The organism is Ancylobacter sp. WKF20 (assembly GCF_029760895.1).
Taxonomy (GTDB): Bacteria; Pseudomonadota; Alphaproteobacteria; order Rhizobiales; family Xanthobacteraceae; genus Ancylobacter.
In genome coordinates this window covers 4211577-4226222 of sequence record NZ_CP121679.1, presented here as the reverse complement: position 1 = coordinate 4226222, position 14646 = coordinate 4211577, and the positions used below count along the sequence as shown (strand labels likewise).

Genomic DNA, 14646 nt, shown 5'->3' with positions numbered 1-14646 from the left:
TGGCGGGCGGGTAGAGGTCGGGATCAGGCGATCTCCGGCAGCACGGCCTCGATCTGGGCGCGGCGGCTCTCCAGGAAATCGGGGAGCTTCAGCGCCTGGCCGAGCTGGGCGGCCGGCTCGTCGGCGGCGAAGCCGGGAACGTCGGTCGCGATCTCGAACAGCACATGGCCGGGCTCGCGGAAGTAGACGGACCGGAAGTAGTTGCGGTCCTTCTGCTCCGTGGTGCGGATGCCGTGGTTCTCCTGCAGCTTCTTCACCATGGCGAATTCGGCCGCATCATCCGCCGCGCGGAAGGCGATGTGATGCACCGAGCCGCCACCCATGCGGGCGGGGAGGAAGCCGCCGGCCTCGTGGATATCGACGATGCCGCCGATTTCCGTGCCCTCGGCCTTGAAGCGCACCAGCGAGCCCTCCCGGCCGATCTCGGTGAAGCCGAAGATGTCGGTGAGGATGGCGCCGGTGGGCGCGGCCTCGGCGAGCAGGAGGTTCACCGAGTGGAAGCCGCGAATGGCGTGCTCGGCCGGCACGTCCGTGCCGAGCCAGGCCGGCTCATTCTCGGCGCCGGTGACACCGACCAGCGCGAGCCGCATGCCGTGCGGATCCTTGAAGGACAGCACGGTCTCGCCGAAGCGCTTGACGGGCGCGCTATGGGCGACGCCATTCTCGACAAAGCGGTGCGTCCAGTAGCCGATCGAGGCGGCCGGCACGCGGAACGCGGTCTCCTGCGTCTCGCCGACGCCGAGCCGGCCGGGCGCCACATGGTCCCACGGGAAGAAGGTGAGGATGGTGCCGGGCGAACCCGCCTCGTCGCCATAATAGAAGTGATAGGTGCCGGGATCGTCGAAATTGACGGTCTTCTTAACCAGGCGCAGGCCGAGCGTGCGGGTGTAGAATTCGACATTGCGGCGCGCATTGCCGGCGATCGCCGTAACATGATGGATGCCATTGCGGTTCATGATCTTGCCCTCTCAGGGAGCGCCAACCGCGCTCTGTTGGGACAAGAGATAAACCGGCAGCGACGCAATGCCATCTACTTTCGTTTGCGTTGACGCAATGACGACTTGGCTGCTATGGTGTCCCCACGCTGAATTGTCGTTTTTCCTTAGCTCGCAACGCTTTGCGGGCAGGGAGCCGAGCTGCCGCACGGACGGAGGGGCCCATGGCCGAGCCATTCAAGAACCTGGCCTGGGACGATTTCCGCCTCATCAAGGCGGTGGCGGACGCCAAGGGCCTGCCGGCGGCGGCCGCCTCCATCGGCGTGAACCATTCCACCGTGTTCCGCCGGCTGAAGCAGATCGAGGAGCAGCTCGGCGCGCTGCTGTTCGAGCGCCACCGCACCGGCTACGCCCTGACCCCGGCCGGCGAGGAACTTGTGGCGCTCGCCAACCGGCTCGACGAGGAGATCACCTCGGTCGGCCGCAAGCTCGCCGGGCGCGAGCCGGCGCCCTCGGGCGAGTTGCGGGTGACGACGCCGGATTCGCTACTGATCCACCTGCTGATGCCGATGCTGGCGACCTTCCGCGAGCGCTACCCGGAAGTGCGGCTCGACATCGTGCTGAGCAACCAGCCGCTCAACCTCTCCAAGCGCGACGCCGATGTCGCGGTACGCGCCACCGACCACCCGCCGGAGAACCTCGTCGGCCGCCGCGTCGCCCGCATCGCGTGGGCGCTCTATGGCCGGGCGAGCGACTTCCCCGATCCGGCAGCGGTGAAGCTGGAGGAGCTGGCAGCGCGCGACTGGGTCTCGCTCGGCGACACGCTCGGCACGCTGAAGGCGGTGAAGTTCGTGCAGGAAAACGTCGCCCCCGACCGCGTCGCCTACAAGATCAACAGCGTGCTTGGGCTGGCGGAGGCGGTGGAAAGCGGGGTCGGCATCGGCCACCTGCCCTGCCTCATCGGCGACGCCCGCCCTGCCCTGGTGCGGCTCGGCCCGCCCAATGACGATTATGCGGCGGATCTCTGGCTGCTGACCCACCCGGATCTGCGCCATTCGCCGCGCGTGCGGGCCTTTCTAGACTTTCTCGCGGTGGAAATCGGCCGGCACCGCCGCTTCATCGAAGGCGGCGCCGGGCATCAGGCCGAGTTGCCGGAGGCGGCCGGCCTTACGGCTTGACGCGCGCCAGCAGCGTGTTGCGCATCCGCGTCAGCTCGCCGGTCAGGTCGGCGATGGCGGCGGGGTCGCGATCGAGGCAGATGCCGATCTCGGTCGGCACGCCCTCCGCCTCCGCGCGCAGCGCGCGGCCCTTGTCGGTGAGGAAGATGCGCACCTGCCGCTCATCGGCGGCGTCGCGCACGCGGCGGACATGGCCGGCGCTCTCCAGCCGCTTCAGCAGCGGGGTCAGCGTGTTGGTCTCCAGCAGCACCCGCTCGCCGATCTGGCCGACGGTCAGGCCATCCTCGGTCCACAGCGTCACCATGGCGATGAACTGCGGGTAGGTCAGGCCCAGCCGGTCGAGGATCGGCTTGTAGACGCGGTTGAAGGCGTGGTTCGCCGAATAGACCGCAAAGCAGAGGAAATGATCGAGCTTCAATGTTTCGTCGTTGGACATCGGCGACCGGAGACCTCTTCGCCGGGTGCGGCGAACGTGCATGGCAGCGTGCCTCGCGCACGATGCAACCACAAGCGGGATTCTGCGTAACGCTGCGGCGGTTTGACGGCGCCCCGATTGTGGCAGGCCATTTGATGAAGGGCGCGCCGTCCTCTATAGCAGGGTGAACTCATGTCTCCGGGGGAATGCGAATGTCGGGAGGGGCTGCCACGACCAAGCCGACCGGCTTGGCCGAACCCGCCGCCGGCGATCTCAGCGTCACCGGGCGCCGCTCGGCCCGGCTGCGGCTGCGCGCCGCCTGGATGTATTATGTCGAGGGCATGACGCAGAGCGCCATCGCCGACGCGCTGGACATTGGCCGCGTCACCGTGGTGCGCCTGCTCGCCGATGCCCGCCAGCTCAACGAGGTGAAGATCTCGCTCAGCCGCGAGATCGCCGAGCTGCCGCGGCTGGAAATGGGCCTGCAGAAGGCGTTCGGCCTGCGCGAGGCGGTGGTTGCCCCGCTCTCCGGCCCGCTCGCCGACCCGACCAGCGCCATCGGTGCCGCCACCGGACAGGTGATCTCCGACCTCATCCGCCCCGACATGAAGATCGGCTTCGGCTGGGGGCGCACCTTGATGCGCGCGCTCGGCTTCATCGACGAGAAGGCGGTGTCGAACCTGCAGGTGATCTCGCTGCTCGGCGGCATCACCAAGGCCCGCCAGTACAACCCCTCGGAATTCGCCTGGCAGCTCTCGCGCATCTTCCAGGCCGACTGCCACCTCATCGCCGCCCCGGCCATTGTCGACAGCATCGAGACCAAGAAGGCGCTGATCGAGCGCTGCGGCCTCGGCACCGTCTATAATCTCGCGCGCGAGATGGACGCGGTGGTGCTGAGCGTCGGCGAGATGGAGACGGAGAGCACCTCGCTGCGCTTCGGCTTCTTCTCGCAGGCCGACTGGGCATCGCTGATCGCCGCCGGCGCGGTGGGCGACGTGGTCTACAATTTCATCGACATTGACGGGCGCCCCGTCGACCACCCGGTAAACAGCCGGGTCATGTCGATCCCGATCGAGACGCTGCAGGCAACGCCCGAGCGCATCCTCACCTCCGGCGGGCCGGGCAAGACGGCGGCGGTGCTCGGCGCGCTGCGCATGCTGCGCCCCACCGTCTTCATCACCGACGAGGTGACAGCCGCCGCCGTTCTGAAGGCGGTGGGCGCGGAGGACTGATCGGGACGACGGGTCCAGAAGACTGATCCATCTTGCGCTCGGCCTATTTGCCTCCGGCGAAATGTCGAGTACCGAAGACCATTGTCGAATACCAAGACTGCTGTGCGCCGGCCTGGCCGGCGGCAGGGCCGGAAGGAAGGGTTGAGCGTATGCTCGGGGCTAGCGGCATCGTACGGTCGGGCTTCGCCGCCGAACTGGAACAGTGGACCGCCAAGCACGGGCCGGTGACCATCGGGCTCGCCGGCGCCGGGCAGATGGGCACCGACCTCATCGTGCAGGCCGCGCTGATGCCGGGTGTGCGCATCGGCGCCGTGGTCGAACTCAACGCACAGACCGCGATCGACGCCGCGCTGATGGCCGGCCATGCCCGCGAGGACATCGTCTCCGTCGGCACCAGCGGGCAGATCGACCGCGCCATCGAGACCGGCAAGTTCGCCATCACCGACGACTACCGTGCCATGTGCGCGGCCGGGCATATCGACGTGGTGATTGACGCCACCGGCAGCCCGAATATCGGCACCATCGTCTCGCTGGAGGCGATCCGCAACGGCAAGCATGTGGTGCTGCTCAGCGTCGAGGCCGACATCACCATTGGCCGCTTCCTCAAGCAGGAAGCGCGCAAGGCCGGCGTGGTGCTCACCGGCGCCGCCGGCGACGAGCCCGCCGCCACGGTGGAACTGATCGGCTTCGCCCAGTCGCTCGGCTTCGAGATCGTCTGCGCCGGCAAGGCGAAGAACAACGCCTTCAAGCCCGACGCCATTCCCGACGAGTTCGAGGAAGAGGCGAAGGCCCGGAACATGAACCCGCGCATGCTGGTCGAGTTCGTCGACGGCTCCAAGACCATGGTGGAGATGGCCGCGCTCGCCAACGCCACCGGCCTCGTGCCGGATGTGCCGGGCATGCATGGCCCGGCGGCGGATCGCGATGTGCTGGCGCAGGTGCTCTGCACCAAGGAGGATGGCGGCATCCTCTCTCGCTCGGGCGTCGTCGACTTCACCCTCGGCAAGGGCGTGGCGCCCGGCGTGTTCTGCATCGTCAAGCCGCGCCACCCGCGCGTGATGGAGCGCATGGCGGACCTCAAGGTCGGCCCCGGCCCGTGCTTCGCGCTGATCCGTCCCTATCACCTCACCAGCCTCGAAGTGCCGCTCTCGGCGATGCGCGCGGTGATGCACCGGGCGCCCGACATGGAGGTGCTCGACCATCCCGTGGCCGAATGCACCGCGCTCGCCAAGCGCGACCTCGCCCCCGGCGACGTGCTCGGGCGAATCGGCGAGTATGATTATCGCGGCTACACGATGGGTTGGCGCGACGCGCGCGACAGCCTCGCTCTGCCCCTCGGCCTCGCCGAGCGCGCCCGCGTGGTAAAGCCGGTGCGCAAGGGCGAGCGGCTGACCTACGACAATTGCGTGCCGGACGATCAGATGATCGTCACCCAGATCCGCCGCCGCCTCGATCAGGCCGACGCGCAGTTCCTGGCGGCCTGAGGCCGACGGAGTGAGGGCCCGGCGGGATTCGCCCGCCGGCCCGTTCAGGCGTCACGCATTGCCCGGCCGGGAGGTCGCGAGCGCGGTGAAATGTGCGTCGGCAAGGCGTGCCTCGGCTTCCGCAAGGGCTTCGGCGAGCTGGCGCACCTGCGCGGGATCGAGCACGAGCTGGAGGGCCGGCACCGGTTCGCCGGGCTTGGGCGCGCTGGTGCCGATCTCGATGCGCAGCCCCACCTTTTCCGTGCCGAACAGGGCGGTGGTGAAGGCCTGCATCGGCCACACCTTGAGATGGCCCTTGTCGTCCTTGTCCCAGTCGTCGAAACGGCCGGCCATGTGCGCTCTCCTCACCTGTTGATCGGGCGCGGCTGAATGGCGCCCGGCTTTGCTCCCGTCTAGCATCAAATCGGGCGCGCGCGACAGGCTTCGCGTGGGGAGGCTGCCTTAAGACGAAGGCGGGGCGGCCCGGCCGCTCTCGCGGAAGGTCCAGATGGCGTTGCCGGCATAGTGCCAGAGCACGAGAAGGCCGGTGACGAGGATCTGGGCCGGCAGATAGGGCGCGCCGAGCGGGCCGGTCAGCAGCGCCATCAGCGCGGCATTGATGACGAGGCCGAGGCCGGCCACGGTGAAGAACTTGCCGGCTGCCTCGACATGCCCCTTGCTGGACCGGAAGATGACGCGCCGGCTGAGCTGGTAGTTCACCAGCCCGCCGGTCAGGAAACCGGCGGTGGAACCGAGCACGGGACCGGTAAGGCCGCCCTGCACGAGACCGATCAGCACCGCGTAATGAGCGAGCGTGCCGAGCGCGCCCAGCGCGGCGAAGAGCAGGATGTGGCGGGCGCGGGCCAAGAGCGCCGCGCGCGTCGTCACTCCCTGCGGTAGCGCCCCGCTCACGGTTTGGCCTTGGCCACCTGCGGGCCAACCGCCTCCTGCATCGACACGGCGGGCGCGTTGAAATCGATGCCCCAGCCGTCATCGTCCGGGATCTGCACCGGCAGTTCGATGGGCGGGTTCTTGCCGCGCACGTCGAACACGCTCGCCATCGGCACGCCCATCCGGCTGATCGTGGCGTAGGTCAGGCCCGGCACGTTGTCGCAGCCGACATTGCGGGCGGAGATGACGAAATCGGCGTCGTCCCAGTCCTCGACCATCTCGAATTCCGGGCCGAGATGGGTCGAGACCTGCACGTCCTCGGCGCAGACCGCGACCTTGTAGTGCAGCGGCGCCTTGCCCGGCGCGGCGGCCGCTTCCTGCGCGAGGCCGTGCAGCAGGGTGACGCTCGCCTCCTCCAGGCTTGCGCCCCAATAGTCGCCCTCGAAGCGGCCCCAGGCGCCGGCGGTGCCGCCGACGAGCTGGTTGTAGCCGACATACTGATAGGGATGCAGTCGCGCGAAGGTGTCGGCGTTGAAGCCGAACAGGCCCACGGCGAGAGTCGCGAAGGCGATACCCGGCAGCGGGCCGGCCGCCGCCAGCATCCGCCAGGCCGCCGTGAGGCCGAAGGCGGCGAGCACGGTGACCGGCGGCAGGACGAAGAGGAAATGCCGGATGCCGTTATAGAGCGGGGGATGGTCGATGAGGGTGAACAGCACCGGCACAGCCACCGCCAGCATCACCGGCAGCAGAGCGAGCAGGCGGCGCGGGTGGCGCGCCAGCAGGTTCGCCGTCCCCTCGCGGCGCACCTCGCGCGCGAGGCGCAGCAGCGCGACGCCCGCCATGGCCAGCGCGGCGACGAGGCCCATCAGCGTGATCTCGGGCAGCTTGATCAGCAGATATTCCGACATATAGGTCGGCGGCAGCTGGTCGATCGGCAGCGTCTCGCCATTGAACAGCGTCTTCAGGTCGAAGGCGAAATTGTTGAAGGCGCCCATCGCCGTGAAGAAGTTGCTCGGCGGCAGCACCGACCACGGCCAGGTCACCGCCATGATGGCGAGCGCGATCAGGCCGGAGACGATGAGGCGCGGCAGCAGGCGCACTGGCAGCCACAGGTCGCGCAGCAGCGCGGTGCCGACGGCAATCGTCACCATCAGGTAGAACACGGCGAAGACACCGCCGACGCGCAGGCCGAGCGCGCAGCCGACCGAGACGCCGAGGCCGACCACCAGCCGCCAGCTCGGCAGCTCCGGCAGGCGCGCGCCGAGCGCGGCGATGCAGTAGAGGCTCCACACCATCATCGCCGCGAAGGGCACGTCCTTGGTGTGGGTGAACATCGCCCCGCCATACATGCCGGTCACGCCGAGCATCAGCACGGCGAGGATGCCGGCCTTCTCCCCGGCCAGCAGGCGGGCGAGGCGCCACACGCCGATCAGCCCGACAAAGCCGAAGCTGGCCGAGAGCAGATGCCGCCACTCATAGAGCGGAAGCGGCACATAGGGCTGGAGCCCGGCGGCGATCAGGTCGAACAGCCCGCCATAGAGGTAGAGGTTGATGTAGTGGAAGGCGCTCTCGTCGGAGAAGCCGCTGGCGTACCAGTTGAGCAGAAGCTGCCCATAGGCGTGCTGCACCGGCTCGTCATTGCTAATCCCGTAATCGCGGAAGGTCAGCAGGATGAAGGCGGCGATGCCCGCGAAGACGGTGAGGCTCGCCACGCGCGTCAGGGTGGCCGAGCGCCACAGGCGCGCCAGCCTGGAACGCACCGGCGCAAGGCGCGGCCTCTCGGCCGCGGCCGACGGAAAGGACGGGGAAACACTCACGAGATACGACCGTCCGGCACGAGCGAGGGAGTCTGCGCACCGTGATCAGCGGCAGCATGAGCAAAGGCGGGTGACGTCAGCGCGGTGGAGCCCAGTGCCGCCGGCGTGAAGCCGATCTCGTCGGCGATCAGGTAGAGCGGACGGCGCTTCACCTCGGTGAAGATGCGCCCGATATACTCGCCCATCACGCCGAGGCTGATGAGCTGCACGCCCGAGACGAAGAGCATGCTGACCATGATGGTCGGGAAGCCCGGCGTGCGCACGCCGAACACCAGCGCCTCGCCGATGAGATAGATCCCGTAGAGGCCCGACAGGCCGGCCAGCAGCACGCCGATGAAGGACCAGACGCGCAGCGGCACCATGGAGAAGGAGGACAGCCCGTCAAAGGCGTAGCGCAGCAGGCGGATGAGGTTGAACGAGCTGACGCCGCCGGCGCGCTCGGCCACTTCGAACTCGATCTCTTCCTGGCGGAAGCCGACCCAGCTGGTGATGCCCTTCATGAAGCGGTTGCGCTCGGGCAGCGCGTTGATCGCATCGACCACGCGGCGGTCGAACAGGCGGAAGTCGCCGGCGCCCTCGGGGATGTCGACCTCGGAGAGGGCGTGGAAGAAATGGTAGAAGCCGCGCGTCAGCAGGCGGCGGGAGAAGGGATCGGTGTCGCGCGAGCGGCGCACGGCGATCACCATCTGGGCGCCAGCGCGCCAGCGGGCGATCATCTGCGGGATGACCTCGGGCGGGTGCTGGAGATCGGAGTCCATCAGCACGACCATGTCGCCGACCGCGGCGCGCAAGCCGGCGGCCATCGCCGCCTCCTTGCCGAAATTGCGGGCGAAGCGCATCGCCTTCACGGTGGGGTCGGCGCGGCCGAGTTCGATCAGCGTGGCGAAGCTGTCGTCGCGGCTGCCGTCATCGACGAAGATCAGCTCGCGCGCGATGCCGGGCTCGGCATCCAGCACGGCGCAGAGCCGGGCATGGAGCGCGCGCAGGCAGCTCGCCTCATTGTACACGGGGACGACGATGGAGATCAGGCGAGCTTCCGCAGGGTGCATGTCCGGCATGTTTTCGTCGCTGGTTTTACTTGACGCCTACCGTCAGGGAAGGCCACCTGTCAATTCTTTAGAGCAGTTTTGGCTGTTCTGAAGCTTGCGAAGACGTAAAATCGGATTGTGAAGTTTGTTAGGCGTGACGAAACCCATGGATGATGACGGCACGGCAATAGTAGTTTGCGCCGATGATTACGGTTTGAGCATGGGCGTTTGCGATGCAATTGAGCGCCTGATTGCGCAGCGGCGGCTTTCCGCGACCGGGGCGATGACCGGCATGGCGGGCTGGCGGGCCCGCGCGGGCGATTTCCGCGCGCTCATCCGCCAGCACCCGGCCGATGTCGGCCTGCATTTCACCCTCACCGGCCAGCGCCCGCTCACCTTGGCGCGGGGGCTGGCGCGGGACGGGCGCCTGCCGGAAATCGGATCACTGATCCTGCGCGCCTTCGCCGGCACGCTGCCACGCGCCGCCATTCACGACGAACTGCGCGCCCAGCTCGACGCTTTCGAGGATGAATGGGGGGCGCCGCCCGATTTTCTCGACGGCCACCAGCACGCCCATGGCCTGCCGGGCATCCGCGAGATCGTGGTGGAAGAACTTTCGCGCCGCTATGGCGGCAGGGATGTCTGGCTGCGCAATTGCCGCGAACCGGCGGCCTGGGCGCGGCGGCGCGGGCATGGCTGGCGCAAGGCGCTGCTCATCGGCACGTTGACCGCCGGCACCGCCCGGCGCGCCGCCACCGCCGGCATCGCGACCAATGACAGTTTCCGGGGCCTGTATGATTTCGGGCCGGAGCCCGGCTTCCGCACCGTCTTCCGCGCGGCGCTGCAGGGGCCGGGCGAGCGGGTGCTGGTGCACTGCCATCCCGGCACGGTCGATGAGGAACTGCGCCGCCTCGACCCGCTGCTGGAGCCGCGCGAGCACGAGCTGGCCTATCTCGCCTCGGCGGAATGCGCCGAGGATCTCGCCGCCGCCGGGGTTCGGCCGGCGCGCTTCCGGGAGACCGGCGGGCGCTGAGGTTCAGCGACCCGGCGCTTCCGGCGCGGCATCTCCCACCACCTCGGGCCGGTCGGCGGGGGCGAGGCGGCCCTCCTCGGCCTTGTAATAATATTGGCTCGCCACCAGCCAGCCCTTGAGCGGGCGCAGGGGCGGGATGCAAGTCAGCAACAGCACCGGCAGGGTGGTGAAAAGGTGGACCCAATAGGGCACCTGATAGGCGACCTCCAGCCAGATGCCGAACAGCACGGCCGGGATGCAGACAAAGCAGATGACGAAGAAGGCCGGCCCATCCGCCGGATCGGCGAAGGAATAATCGAGCTCGCAGACCTCGCAGCGCGGCGCCAGGGCCAGGAAGCCGTCGAACAGATGCCCCTGCCCGCAACGGGGGCAGCGCCCCTTCACACCGGTCTCAAAGGGCGACAGCCTCGGCCATTCGCGCGCGGACATGCTGGTCTCTCCCGTCATGGGCGGCGGCGCGTCCCATCGGCGCCGCCTTGGAAATGCGCGCGGGACGCCATCAAGTCAATGAATGACTGCAAACATTTATGCATTCAATTTACAGTCAATTAGGCCATGTATGGATGGCCCGCATCCGCTACCGCAAGGGCGACGTTAACCAATTGCGGCGAATCTTGGTGGGCATCGAATGGTCGATTCGCCCCGCACGAGTTTCGTATGAGTAACGTCATTCCCTTCCCGGCCCGCGTCCGTGAGCCCGAGCCCGACGACTTCGACATCGACCTGTTCACCGCCGTGGACGTGGCCATTCGCGACCTGCGCGACATCGCCCAGCGGCTGCGCGGTGACGTCACCGGGCAGGAGCAGGCGGAGGAATGCATGCTGATGCTCGCCCGCGCTCTGGAGAGCGCCCGCCTGAGCGGCTGAGCCTCAGACGAGGAAGCTCTTGATGAGATAAAGGGCGGTCTGCAGGAACGCCCAGATGACGCCGGACACAACGCCCAGCGATCCGAAGGCCAGCGCCATGCCGGCGAGGATCCAGATGCCGTCGCGCTCCAATATGCCGAGCGCGAGAATGCAGATGGCGAGCGCCGGCAGCATGTTGCCGAGCGGGATCGGCAGCACCAGCACGATCGCCAGCACGAAACACATGATGCCGATCACATATTCGGCCGGCGGATGCGCCAGCGCACCGAAGCGCGGCTGAAGCAAGCGCTCCGCCTTGGCGAGCCAGGGCACGGCCTTGTCGATGAAGCTGGCGAAGTCACTACGCGCGATGGAGCGCCCGGCGATCACCCCCGGCAGCCAGGGCTGCATGCCGAGCGCGAGCTGCGCGGTGAGGAAGATCAGCGGCGCGCCGAGAATGGTCGAGGTTCCCGGCGGGGTCGGCAGCACATTCGGCAGCGCGAAGATCAGCATCAGCGGCCCGAAGGCGCGTTCCTGCATCGCGTGCAGCAGATCGCCCACCGCGATGCGCTCGCGGCTGGTATCGTTGGCGATGCGGCTCAGCACATCCGACAGGCGGACGGTATCGTCCGTCGCCTCCGCGGAACCGTCCGCCGTTGCCGGCACGGGGTCGCGCACCGTCGTGTCGTCGGACGAGAAATCGCTGGGCAAGGCGAACCAACTCCTCACGGATGCCCGATCACCGGGCTCCACGTCGGCTTCAGATAGGCGCCGATTGTGACGTGCACCAGAAGGCCGGCGCAATTTCCGCCGACGTCAGGTCCAGCTGAACAGGAAGGCGCCGACCGCCACCAGCAGGATCACCACGGCGGCGATCGAGTGCTTCATGGTCCATTGATGCATCGTCATGGCACGCTCCCTTTTCCGCCCCCGGTGTGCCGCCTCCTCAACCTGACGTCAATTGATCAATCGCTCCGAAGCAGCTAGCGAGGCTGCCCTCACCGACCACCCGCGCGGCCGCCATGCCCGCATCTGCAGCTCAGGAGTTCCCATGGCGTTCTGCGGCCTCGATTTCGGCACCTCCAACACCACGCTCGGCCTGTGGCGGGCCGGCGCGCCGACGCTTGCCCCGCTGGAGGATGGCAAGGTGACGGTGCCGAGCGCGGTGTTCTACGATCCCGCCGGCACGCTCTCCATCGGCCGCGACGCCATGGCGCGCTATGTCGCCGGCGAGAATGGCCGGCTGATGCGCAGCCTCAAGGCGGTGCTCGGCAGCCCGCTGATTGAGGAGAAGACGCAGATCGGCCGCCGCGCCATCGGCTTCCGCGATGTCATCGGGGATTTCTTGAAGACGGTGAAGGCCCGCGCGGAGGCGAGCACGGGGACCGCTCTCGAACAGGTGGTGCTCGGCCGGCCGGTGTTCTTCGTCGATGACGATGCGGCCGCCAACCGCAAGGCCGAGGAGGCGCTGCGCGCCATCGCGGAGGGCGCGGGTTTTTCGGCCATCTCCACCCAGTTCGAGCCCATCGCTGCCGCGCTCGACTATGAGCAGCAGGTGGGCGACGAGCAGATCGCGCTGATCGCCGATATTGGCGGCGGCACCTCGGATTTTTCCATCGTCCGCCTTGGGCCCGCTCGGGCGCGCCAGGCCGAGCGGGACGACGACATTCTCGCCAATGACGGCGTGCGCATCGGCGGCACGGATTTCGACCGCTACCTCTCGCTCGGCACGCTGATGCCGCTGCTCGGCTTCCGCAGCCCGATGAAGCGGGCGGGCCGGGATGTCCCGAGCGGCTATTTCCACGAGCTCGCCACCTGGTCGAGCATCAACCGGCTCTACACCGCCAAGACCCTGCGCGAGCTGACCGAAGTGCGGCGCGAGGCGGCCAACCCGGCGCTGGTCGAGCGGCTGATCCGCGTGGTCGAAGAGCAACGCGGCCATACGCTCGCCATGGCGGCGGAAGAGGCCAAGATCGCCCTCACCGACGCGCCGCGCGCCGAGATCGAGCTCGGCTGGCTGGAGGCCGGCCTCTCGCTCGGCATCACGCCGGAGGAGCTGGAGGCGCATACCAGCGCGCTGGCCGAGCGCATCGCTGGGCGCATCGCGCTGTGCCTGTCGCAGGCTCGCCTCACGGGCGACGATATCGACGCGCTGTTCCTCACCGGCGGCTCGACGCGCCTCGCCCATGTGCGCACCGCCATCACCGCCGCCCTGCCGGACGCGCGGGTGGTGGAGGGCGACACGTTCGGCTCGGTCGGCACCGGCCTCGCCATCGAGGCCGCGCGGCGATACGGCGGCTCAGCCGTGGCGCAGGTGAAATGACTTCGGCCGGGTGAGCATCTCGAAGCCGATGCGCGAGAGCGTGGCGCCGCGCCCGGTGTCCTTCACCCCGGTCCAGGCGAGGCCAGGATCGAGATAGTCGCAGCGGTTCATGAACACGGTGCCGGTCTCGATCTCGTTGCCGAGCGCCTCGGCGGCCTCGACATCCGCCGTCCAGATCGAGGCGGTGAGGCCGTAGACGCTGTCATTCATCAGCGTCAGCGCCTCGGCGTCGTCCGCCACCTTCATGATTCCGACCACCGGGCCGAAGCTCTCCTGCGTCATCACCGACATGGAATGATCGACGCCGGTGAGCACCTGCGGGGCGAGATAGGGCGTGCCCGCGCGGTTGGCGGGGAAGCGGGCGGGGTCGATATGGGCGGTCGCGCCCTTGCCGACGGCCTCGGCGATCTGGCCGCGGATCAGGTCGGCGAAGCGGCCCTGCGCCATGGGGCCGAGCGTGGTCGCCTCGTCCAGCGGGTTGCCGAGCACATAGCCGGCGGTGAGATCGACGAAGCCCTCGACGAAGCGGTCATAGAGGCTCTCATGCACATAGATGCGCTCGATGCCGCAGCAGCACTGGCCGGAATTGTAGAACGCGCCGTCGACAAGGTTCTCCACCGCGAAGGCGAGGTCGGCATCGGCGCGCACATAGGCGGGATCCTTGCCGCCGAGCTCAAGCCCCAGCGGCGTGAACGTGCCCGCCGCCGCGCGCTCGATGGCGCGCCCGCCCTCCACCGAGCCGGTGAAATTGACGAAATCGACCGCACCCGAGCCGATGAGGCGCGAGGTCTGGTCGTGGGTCAGCACGAGATTGGTGAACAGGCCCTTGGGCAGGCCGGCGCGGTCCATCGCCATCTGGAAGCGCTCGCCGACCAGAATGGTCTGCGCCGCGTGCTTCAGCAGCACCGCATTGCCGGCGATGAGCGCCGGGGCAATGGTGTTCACCGCAGTGAGATAGGGGTAGTTCCACGGCGCGACGACCAGCACGATGCCGAGCGGGTCGCGCTTCACATAGCGGCGGAAGCCCTCGCGCGCATCGTGCGGCACGACGGGATCCAGCGCGCCACGCGCGGCCATTTCCACCACATAGCGCACACGCTCCTCGAAGCCGCGAAACTCGCCGCCATTGCGCACCGGCCGGCCCATCTGCTGGGCGAGTTCGGGCACGATCTCCTGATTCATCGCTAGCATGGCATCGAGGAAACGCAGCACATAGGCGGAGCGCTCGGCGATCGGCACCTGCCGCCAGTCGCGCTGGGCGGTGCGGGCCGCCTCCAACGCTGCGGCAGTGGCGGAATCGTTGGCGGCCGGGCGGCGGGCCAGTTCGGTGCCGTCGATCGGGGAAATACAGACGATGTCGCTCATGAACCTGCCCTCGCTGGTCATCTGCCTATAGCGCGGCGCCCCTTTGCCCGTCCATCAGCGCCGATAGCGGGCGCTGGAGCATAGGTAACGCCTATCAAGATGCGGCTGCGGTGCCTCGGT

General features: G+C 68.2%; 15 protein-coding genes. 6 read left to right on the top strand and 9 right to left on the bottom strand.

Annotated features, from left to right (window positions below):
• Nucleotides 1-23: 23 nt before the first annotated feature.
• A complete protein-coding gene (locus AncyloWKF20_RS19520) occupies nt 24-956 on the bottom strand; it encodes a ring-cleaving dioxygenase (protein WP_279315606.1) in 933 nt (310 codons plus the stop codon).
• A 203-nt stretch (nt 957-1159) separates the two neighbouring features.
• Here AncyloWKF20_RS19520 and AncyloWKF20_RS19515 point away from each other — a divergent pair, with 203 nt between their 5' ends.
• On the top strand, nt 1160-2113 hold the full coding sequence (locus tag AncyloWKF20_RS19515) for a LysR family transcriptional regulator (RefSeq protein ID WP_279315605.1): 954 nt from the start codon (nt 1160-1162) through the stop codon (nt 2111-2113).
• Here AncyloWKF20_RS19515 and AncyloWKF20_RS19510 read toward each other — a convergent pair.
• Nucleotides 2103-2549 carry a MarR family transcriptional regulator gene (locus AncyloWKF20_RS19510; protein WP_279315604.1) on the bottom strand — a complete coding sequence of 149 codons (447 nt, stop codon included), beginning with the start codon at nt 2547-2549 and terminating at the stop codon, nt 2103-2105. The genes AncyloWKF20_RS19515 and AncyloWKF20_RS19510 overlap by 11 nt on opposite strands.
• Nucleotides 2550-2740: 191 nt before the next feature.
• On the opposite strand from AncyloWKF20_RS19510, the gene AncyloWKF20_RS19505 reads away from it, so the two are divergent.
• Both AncyloWKF20_RS19505 and AncyloWKF20_RS19500 read left to right on the top strand, forming a co-directional pair.
• Nucleotides 2741-3760, top strand: a complete 1020-nt coding sequence (locus tag AncyloWKF20_RS19505) for a sugar-binding transcriptional regulator (protein WP_279315603.1) — start codon at nt 2741-2743, stop codon at nt 3758-3760.
• Nucleotides 3761-3909: 149 nt separating this feature from the next.
• A complete protein-coding gene (locus AncyloWKF20_RS19500) occupies nt 3910-5244 on the top strand; it encodes a homoserine dehydrogenase (RefSeq protein ID WP_267583951.1) in 1335 nt (444 codons plus the stop codon).
• Between the two features lie 51 nt (nt 5245-5295).
• Here the strand turns inward: AncyloWKF20_RS19500 and AncyloWKF20_RS19495 are convergent, their stop codons facing one another.
• From AncyloWKF20_RS19495 to AncyloWKF20_RS19480, 4 genes are all read right to left on the bottom strand, one after another.
• A complete protein-coding gene (locus tag AncyloWKF20_RS19495; RefSeq protein ID WP_267583952.1) occupies nt 5296-5577 on the bottom strand; it encodes a hypothetical protein in 282 nt (93 codons plus the stop codon).
• 108 nt (nt 5578-5685) lie between these two features.
• A complete protein-coding gene (locus AncyloWKF20_RS19490; RefSeq protein ID WP_279315602.1) occupies nt 5686-6135 on the bottom strand; it encodes a GtrA family protein in 450 nt (149 codons plus the stop codon).
• A complete protein-coding gene (locus AncyloWKF20_RS19485; protein WP_279315601.1) occupies nt 6132-7874 on the bottom strand; it encodes a hypothetical protein in 1743 nt (580 codons plus the stop codon). Before AncyloWKF20_RS19485 ends, AncyloWKF20_RS19490 begins: the two co-directional genes overlap by 4 nt.
• Before the next feature lie 53 nt (nt 7875-7927).
• On the bottom strand, nt 7928-8989 hold the full coding sequence (locus AncyloWKF20_RS19480; protein ID WP_279315600.1) for a glycosyltransferase family 2 protein: 1062 nt from the start codon (nt 8987-8989) through the stop codon (nt 7928-7930).
• A 124-nt stretch (nt 8990-9113) separates the two neighbouring features.
• Here AncyloWKF20_RS19480 and AncyloWKF20_RS19475 point away from each other — a divergent pair, with 124 nt between their 5' ends.
• Complete coding sequence (locus AncyloWKF20_RS19475; protein ID WP_279315599.1) at nt 9114-9992, top strand: ChbG/HpnK family deacetylase; 879 nt, start codon at nt 9114-9116, stop codon at nt 9990-9992.
• Between the two features lie 3 nt (nt 9993-9995).
• On the opposite strand, the gene AncyloWKF20_RS19470 is transcribed toward AncyloWKF20_RS19475, so the two are convergent.
• Nucleotides 9996-10421: a DUF983 domain-containing protein gene (locus AncyloWKF20_RS19470; RefSeq protein WP_279315598.1), complete on the bottom strand. Its 426-nt coding sequence runs from the start codon at nt 10419-10421 to the stop codon at nt 9996-9998.
• 228 nt (nt 10422-10649) lie between these two features.
• Between AncyloWKF20_RS19470 and AncyloWKF20_RS19465 the strand changes: the two genes are divergently transcribed.
• Nucleotides 10650-10859, top strand: a complete 210-nt coding sequence (locus tag AncyloWKF20_RS19465; protein WP_279315597.1) for a hypothetical protein — start codon at nt 10650-10652, stop codon at nt 10857-10859.
• Between the two features lie 3 nt (nt 10860-10862).
• Here the strand turns inward: AncyloWKF20_RS19465 and AncyloWKF20_RS19460 are convergent, their stop codons facing one another.
• Complete coding sequence (locus AncyloWKF20_RS19460; RefSeq protein WP_279315596.1) at nt 10863-11549, bottom strand: exopolysaccharide biosynthesis protein; 687 nt, start codon at nt 11547-11549, stop codon at nt 10863-10865.
• Nucleotides 11550-11889: 340 nt separating this feature from the next.
• On the opposite strand from AncyloWKF20_RS19460, the gene AncyloWKF20_RS19455 reads away from it, so the two are divergent.
• Entirely contained in the window at nt 11890-13161 is a 1272-nt protein-coding gene (locus AncyloWKF20_RS19455) for an Hsp70 family protein (RefSeq protein WP_279315595.1), read from the top strand.
• On the opposite strand, the gene AncyloWKF20_RS19450 is transcribed toward AncyloWKF20_RS19455, so the two are convergent.
• Nucleotides 13138-14526 carry an aldehyde dehydrogenase family protein gene (locus AncyloWKF20_RS19450; protein WP_279315594.1) on the bottom strand — a complete coding sequence of 463 codons (1389 nt, stop codon included), beginning with the start codon at nt 14524-14526 and terminating at the stop codon, nt 13138-13140. The two genes, AncyloWKF20_RS19455 and AncyloWKF20_RS19450, sit on opposite strands and share 24 nt — an antisense overlap.
• Nucleotides 14527-14646: the final 120 nt, after the last annotated feature.

Excerpts from the sequence above, each read along its gene's own strand:
- AncyloWKF20_RS19520 (WP_279315606.1), bottom strand. The coding sequence starts at position 956 with ATGAACCGCAATGGCATCCATCATGTTACGGCGATCGCCGGCAATGCG.
- AncyloWKF20_RS19515 (WP_279315605.1), top strand. The coding sequence starts at position 1,160 with ATGGCCGAGCCATTCAAGAACCTGGCCTGGGACGATTTCCGCCTCATC.
- AncyloWKF20_RS19510 (WP_279315604.1), bottom strand. The coding sequence starts at position 2,549 with ATGTCCAACGACGAAACATTGAAGCTCGATCATTTCCTCTGCTTTGCG.
- AncyloWKF20_RS19505 (WP_279315603.1), top strand. The coding sequence starts at position 2,741 with ATGTCGGGAGGGGCTGCCACGACCAAGCCGACCGGCTTGGCCGAACCC.
- AncyloWKF20_RS19500 (WP_267583951.1), top strand. The coding sequence starts at position 3,910 with ATGCTCGGGGCTAGCGGCATCGTACGGTCGGGCTTCGCCGCCGAACTG.
- AncyloWKF20_RS19495 (WP_267583952.1), bottom strand. The coding sequence starts at position 5,577 with ATGGCCGGCCGTTTCGACGACTGGGACAAGGACGACAAGGGCCATCTC.
- AncyloWKF20_RS19480 (WP_279315600.1), bottom strand. The coding sequence starts at position 8,989 with ATGCCGGACATGCACCCTGCGGAAGCTCGCCTGATCTCCATCGTCGTC.
- AncyloWKF20_RS19470 (WP_279315598.1), bottom strand. The coding sequence starts at position 10,421 with ATGTCCGCGCGCGAATGGCCGAGGCTGTCGCCCTTTGAGACCGGTGTG.
- AncyloWKF20_RS19465 (WP_279315597.1), top strand. The coding sequence starts at position 10,650 with ATGAGTAACGTCATTCCCTTCCCGGCCCGCGTCCGTGAGCCCGAGCCC.
- AncyloWKF20_RS19455 (WP_279315595.1), top strand. The coding sequence starts at position 11,890 with ATGGCGTTCTGCGGCCTCGATTTCGGCACCTCCAACACCACGCTCGGC.
- AncyloWKF20_RS19450 (WP_279315594.1), bottom strand. The coding sequence starts at position 14,526 with ATGAGCGACATCGTCTGTATTTCCCCGATCGACGGCACCGAACTGGCC.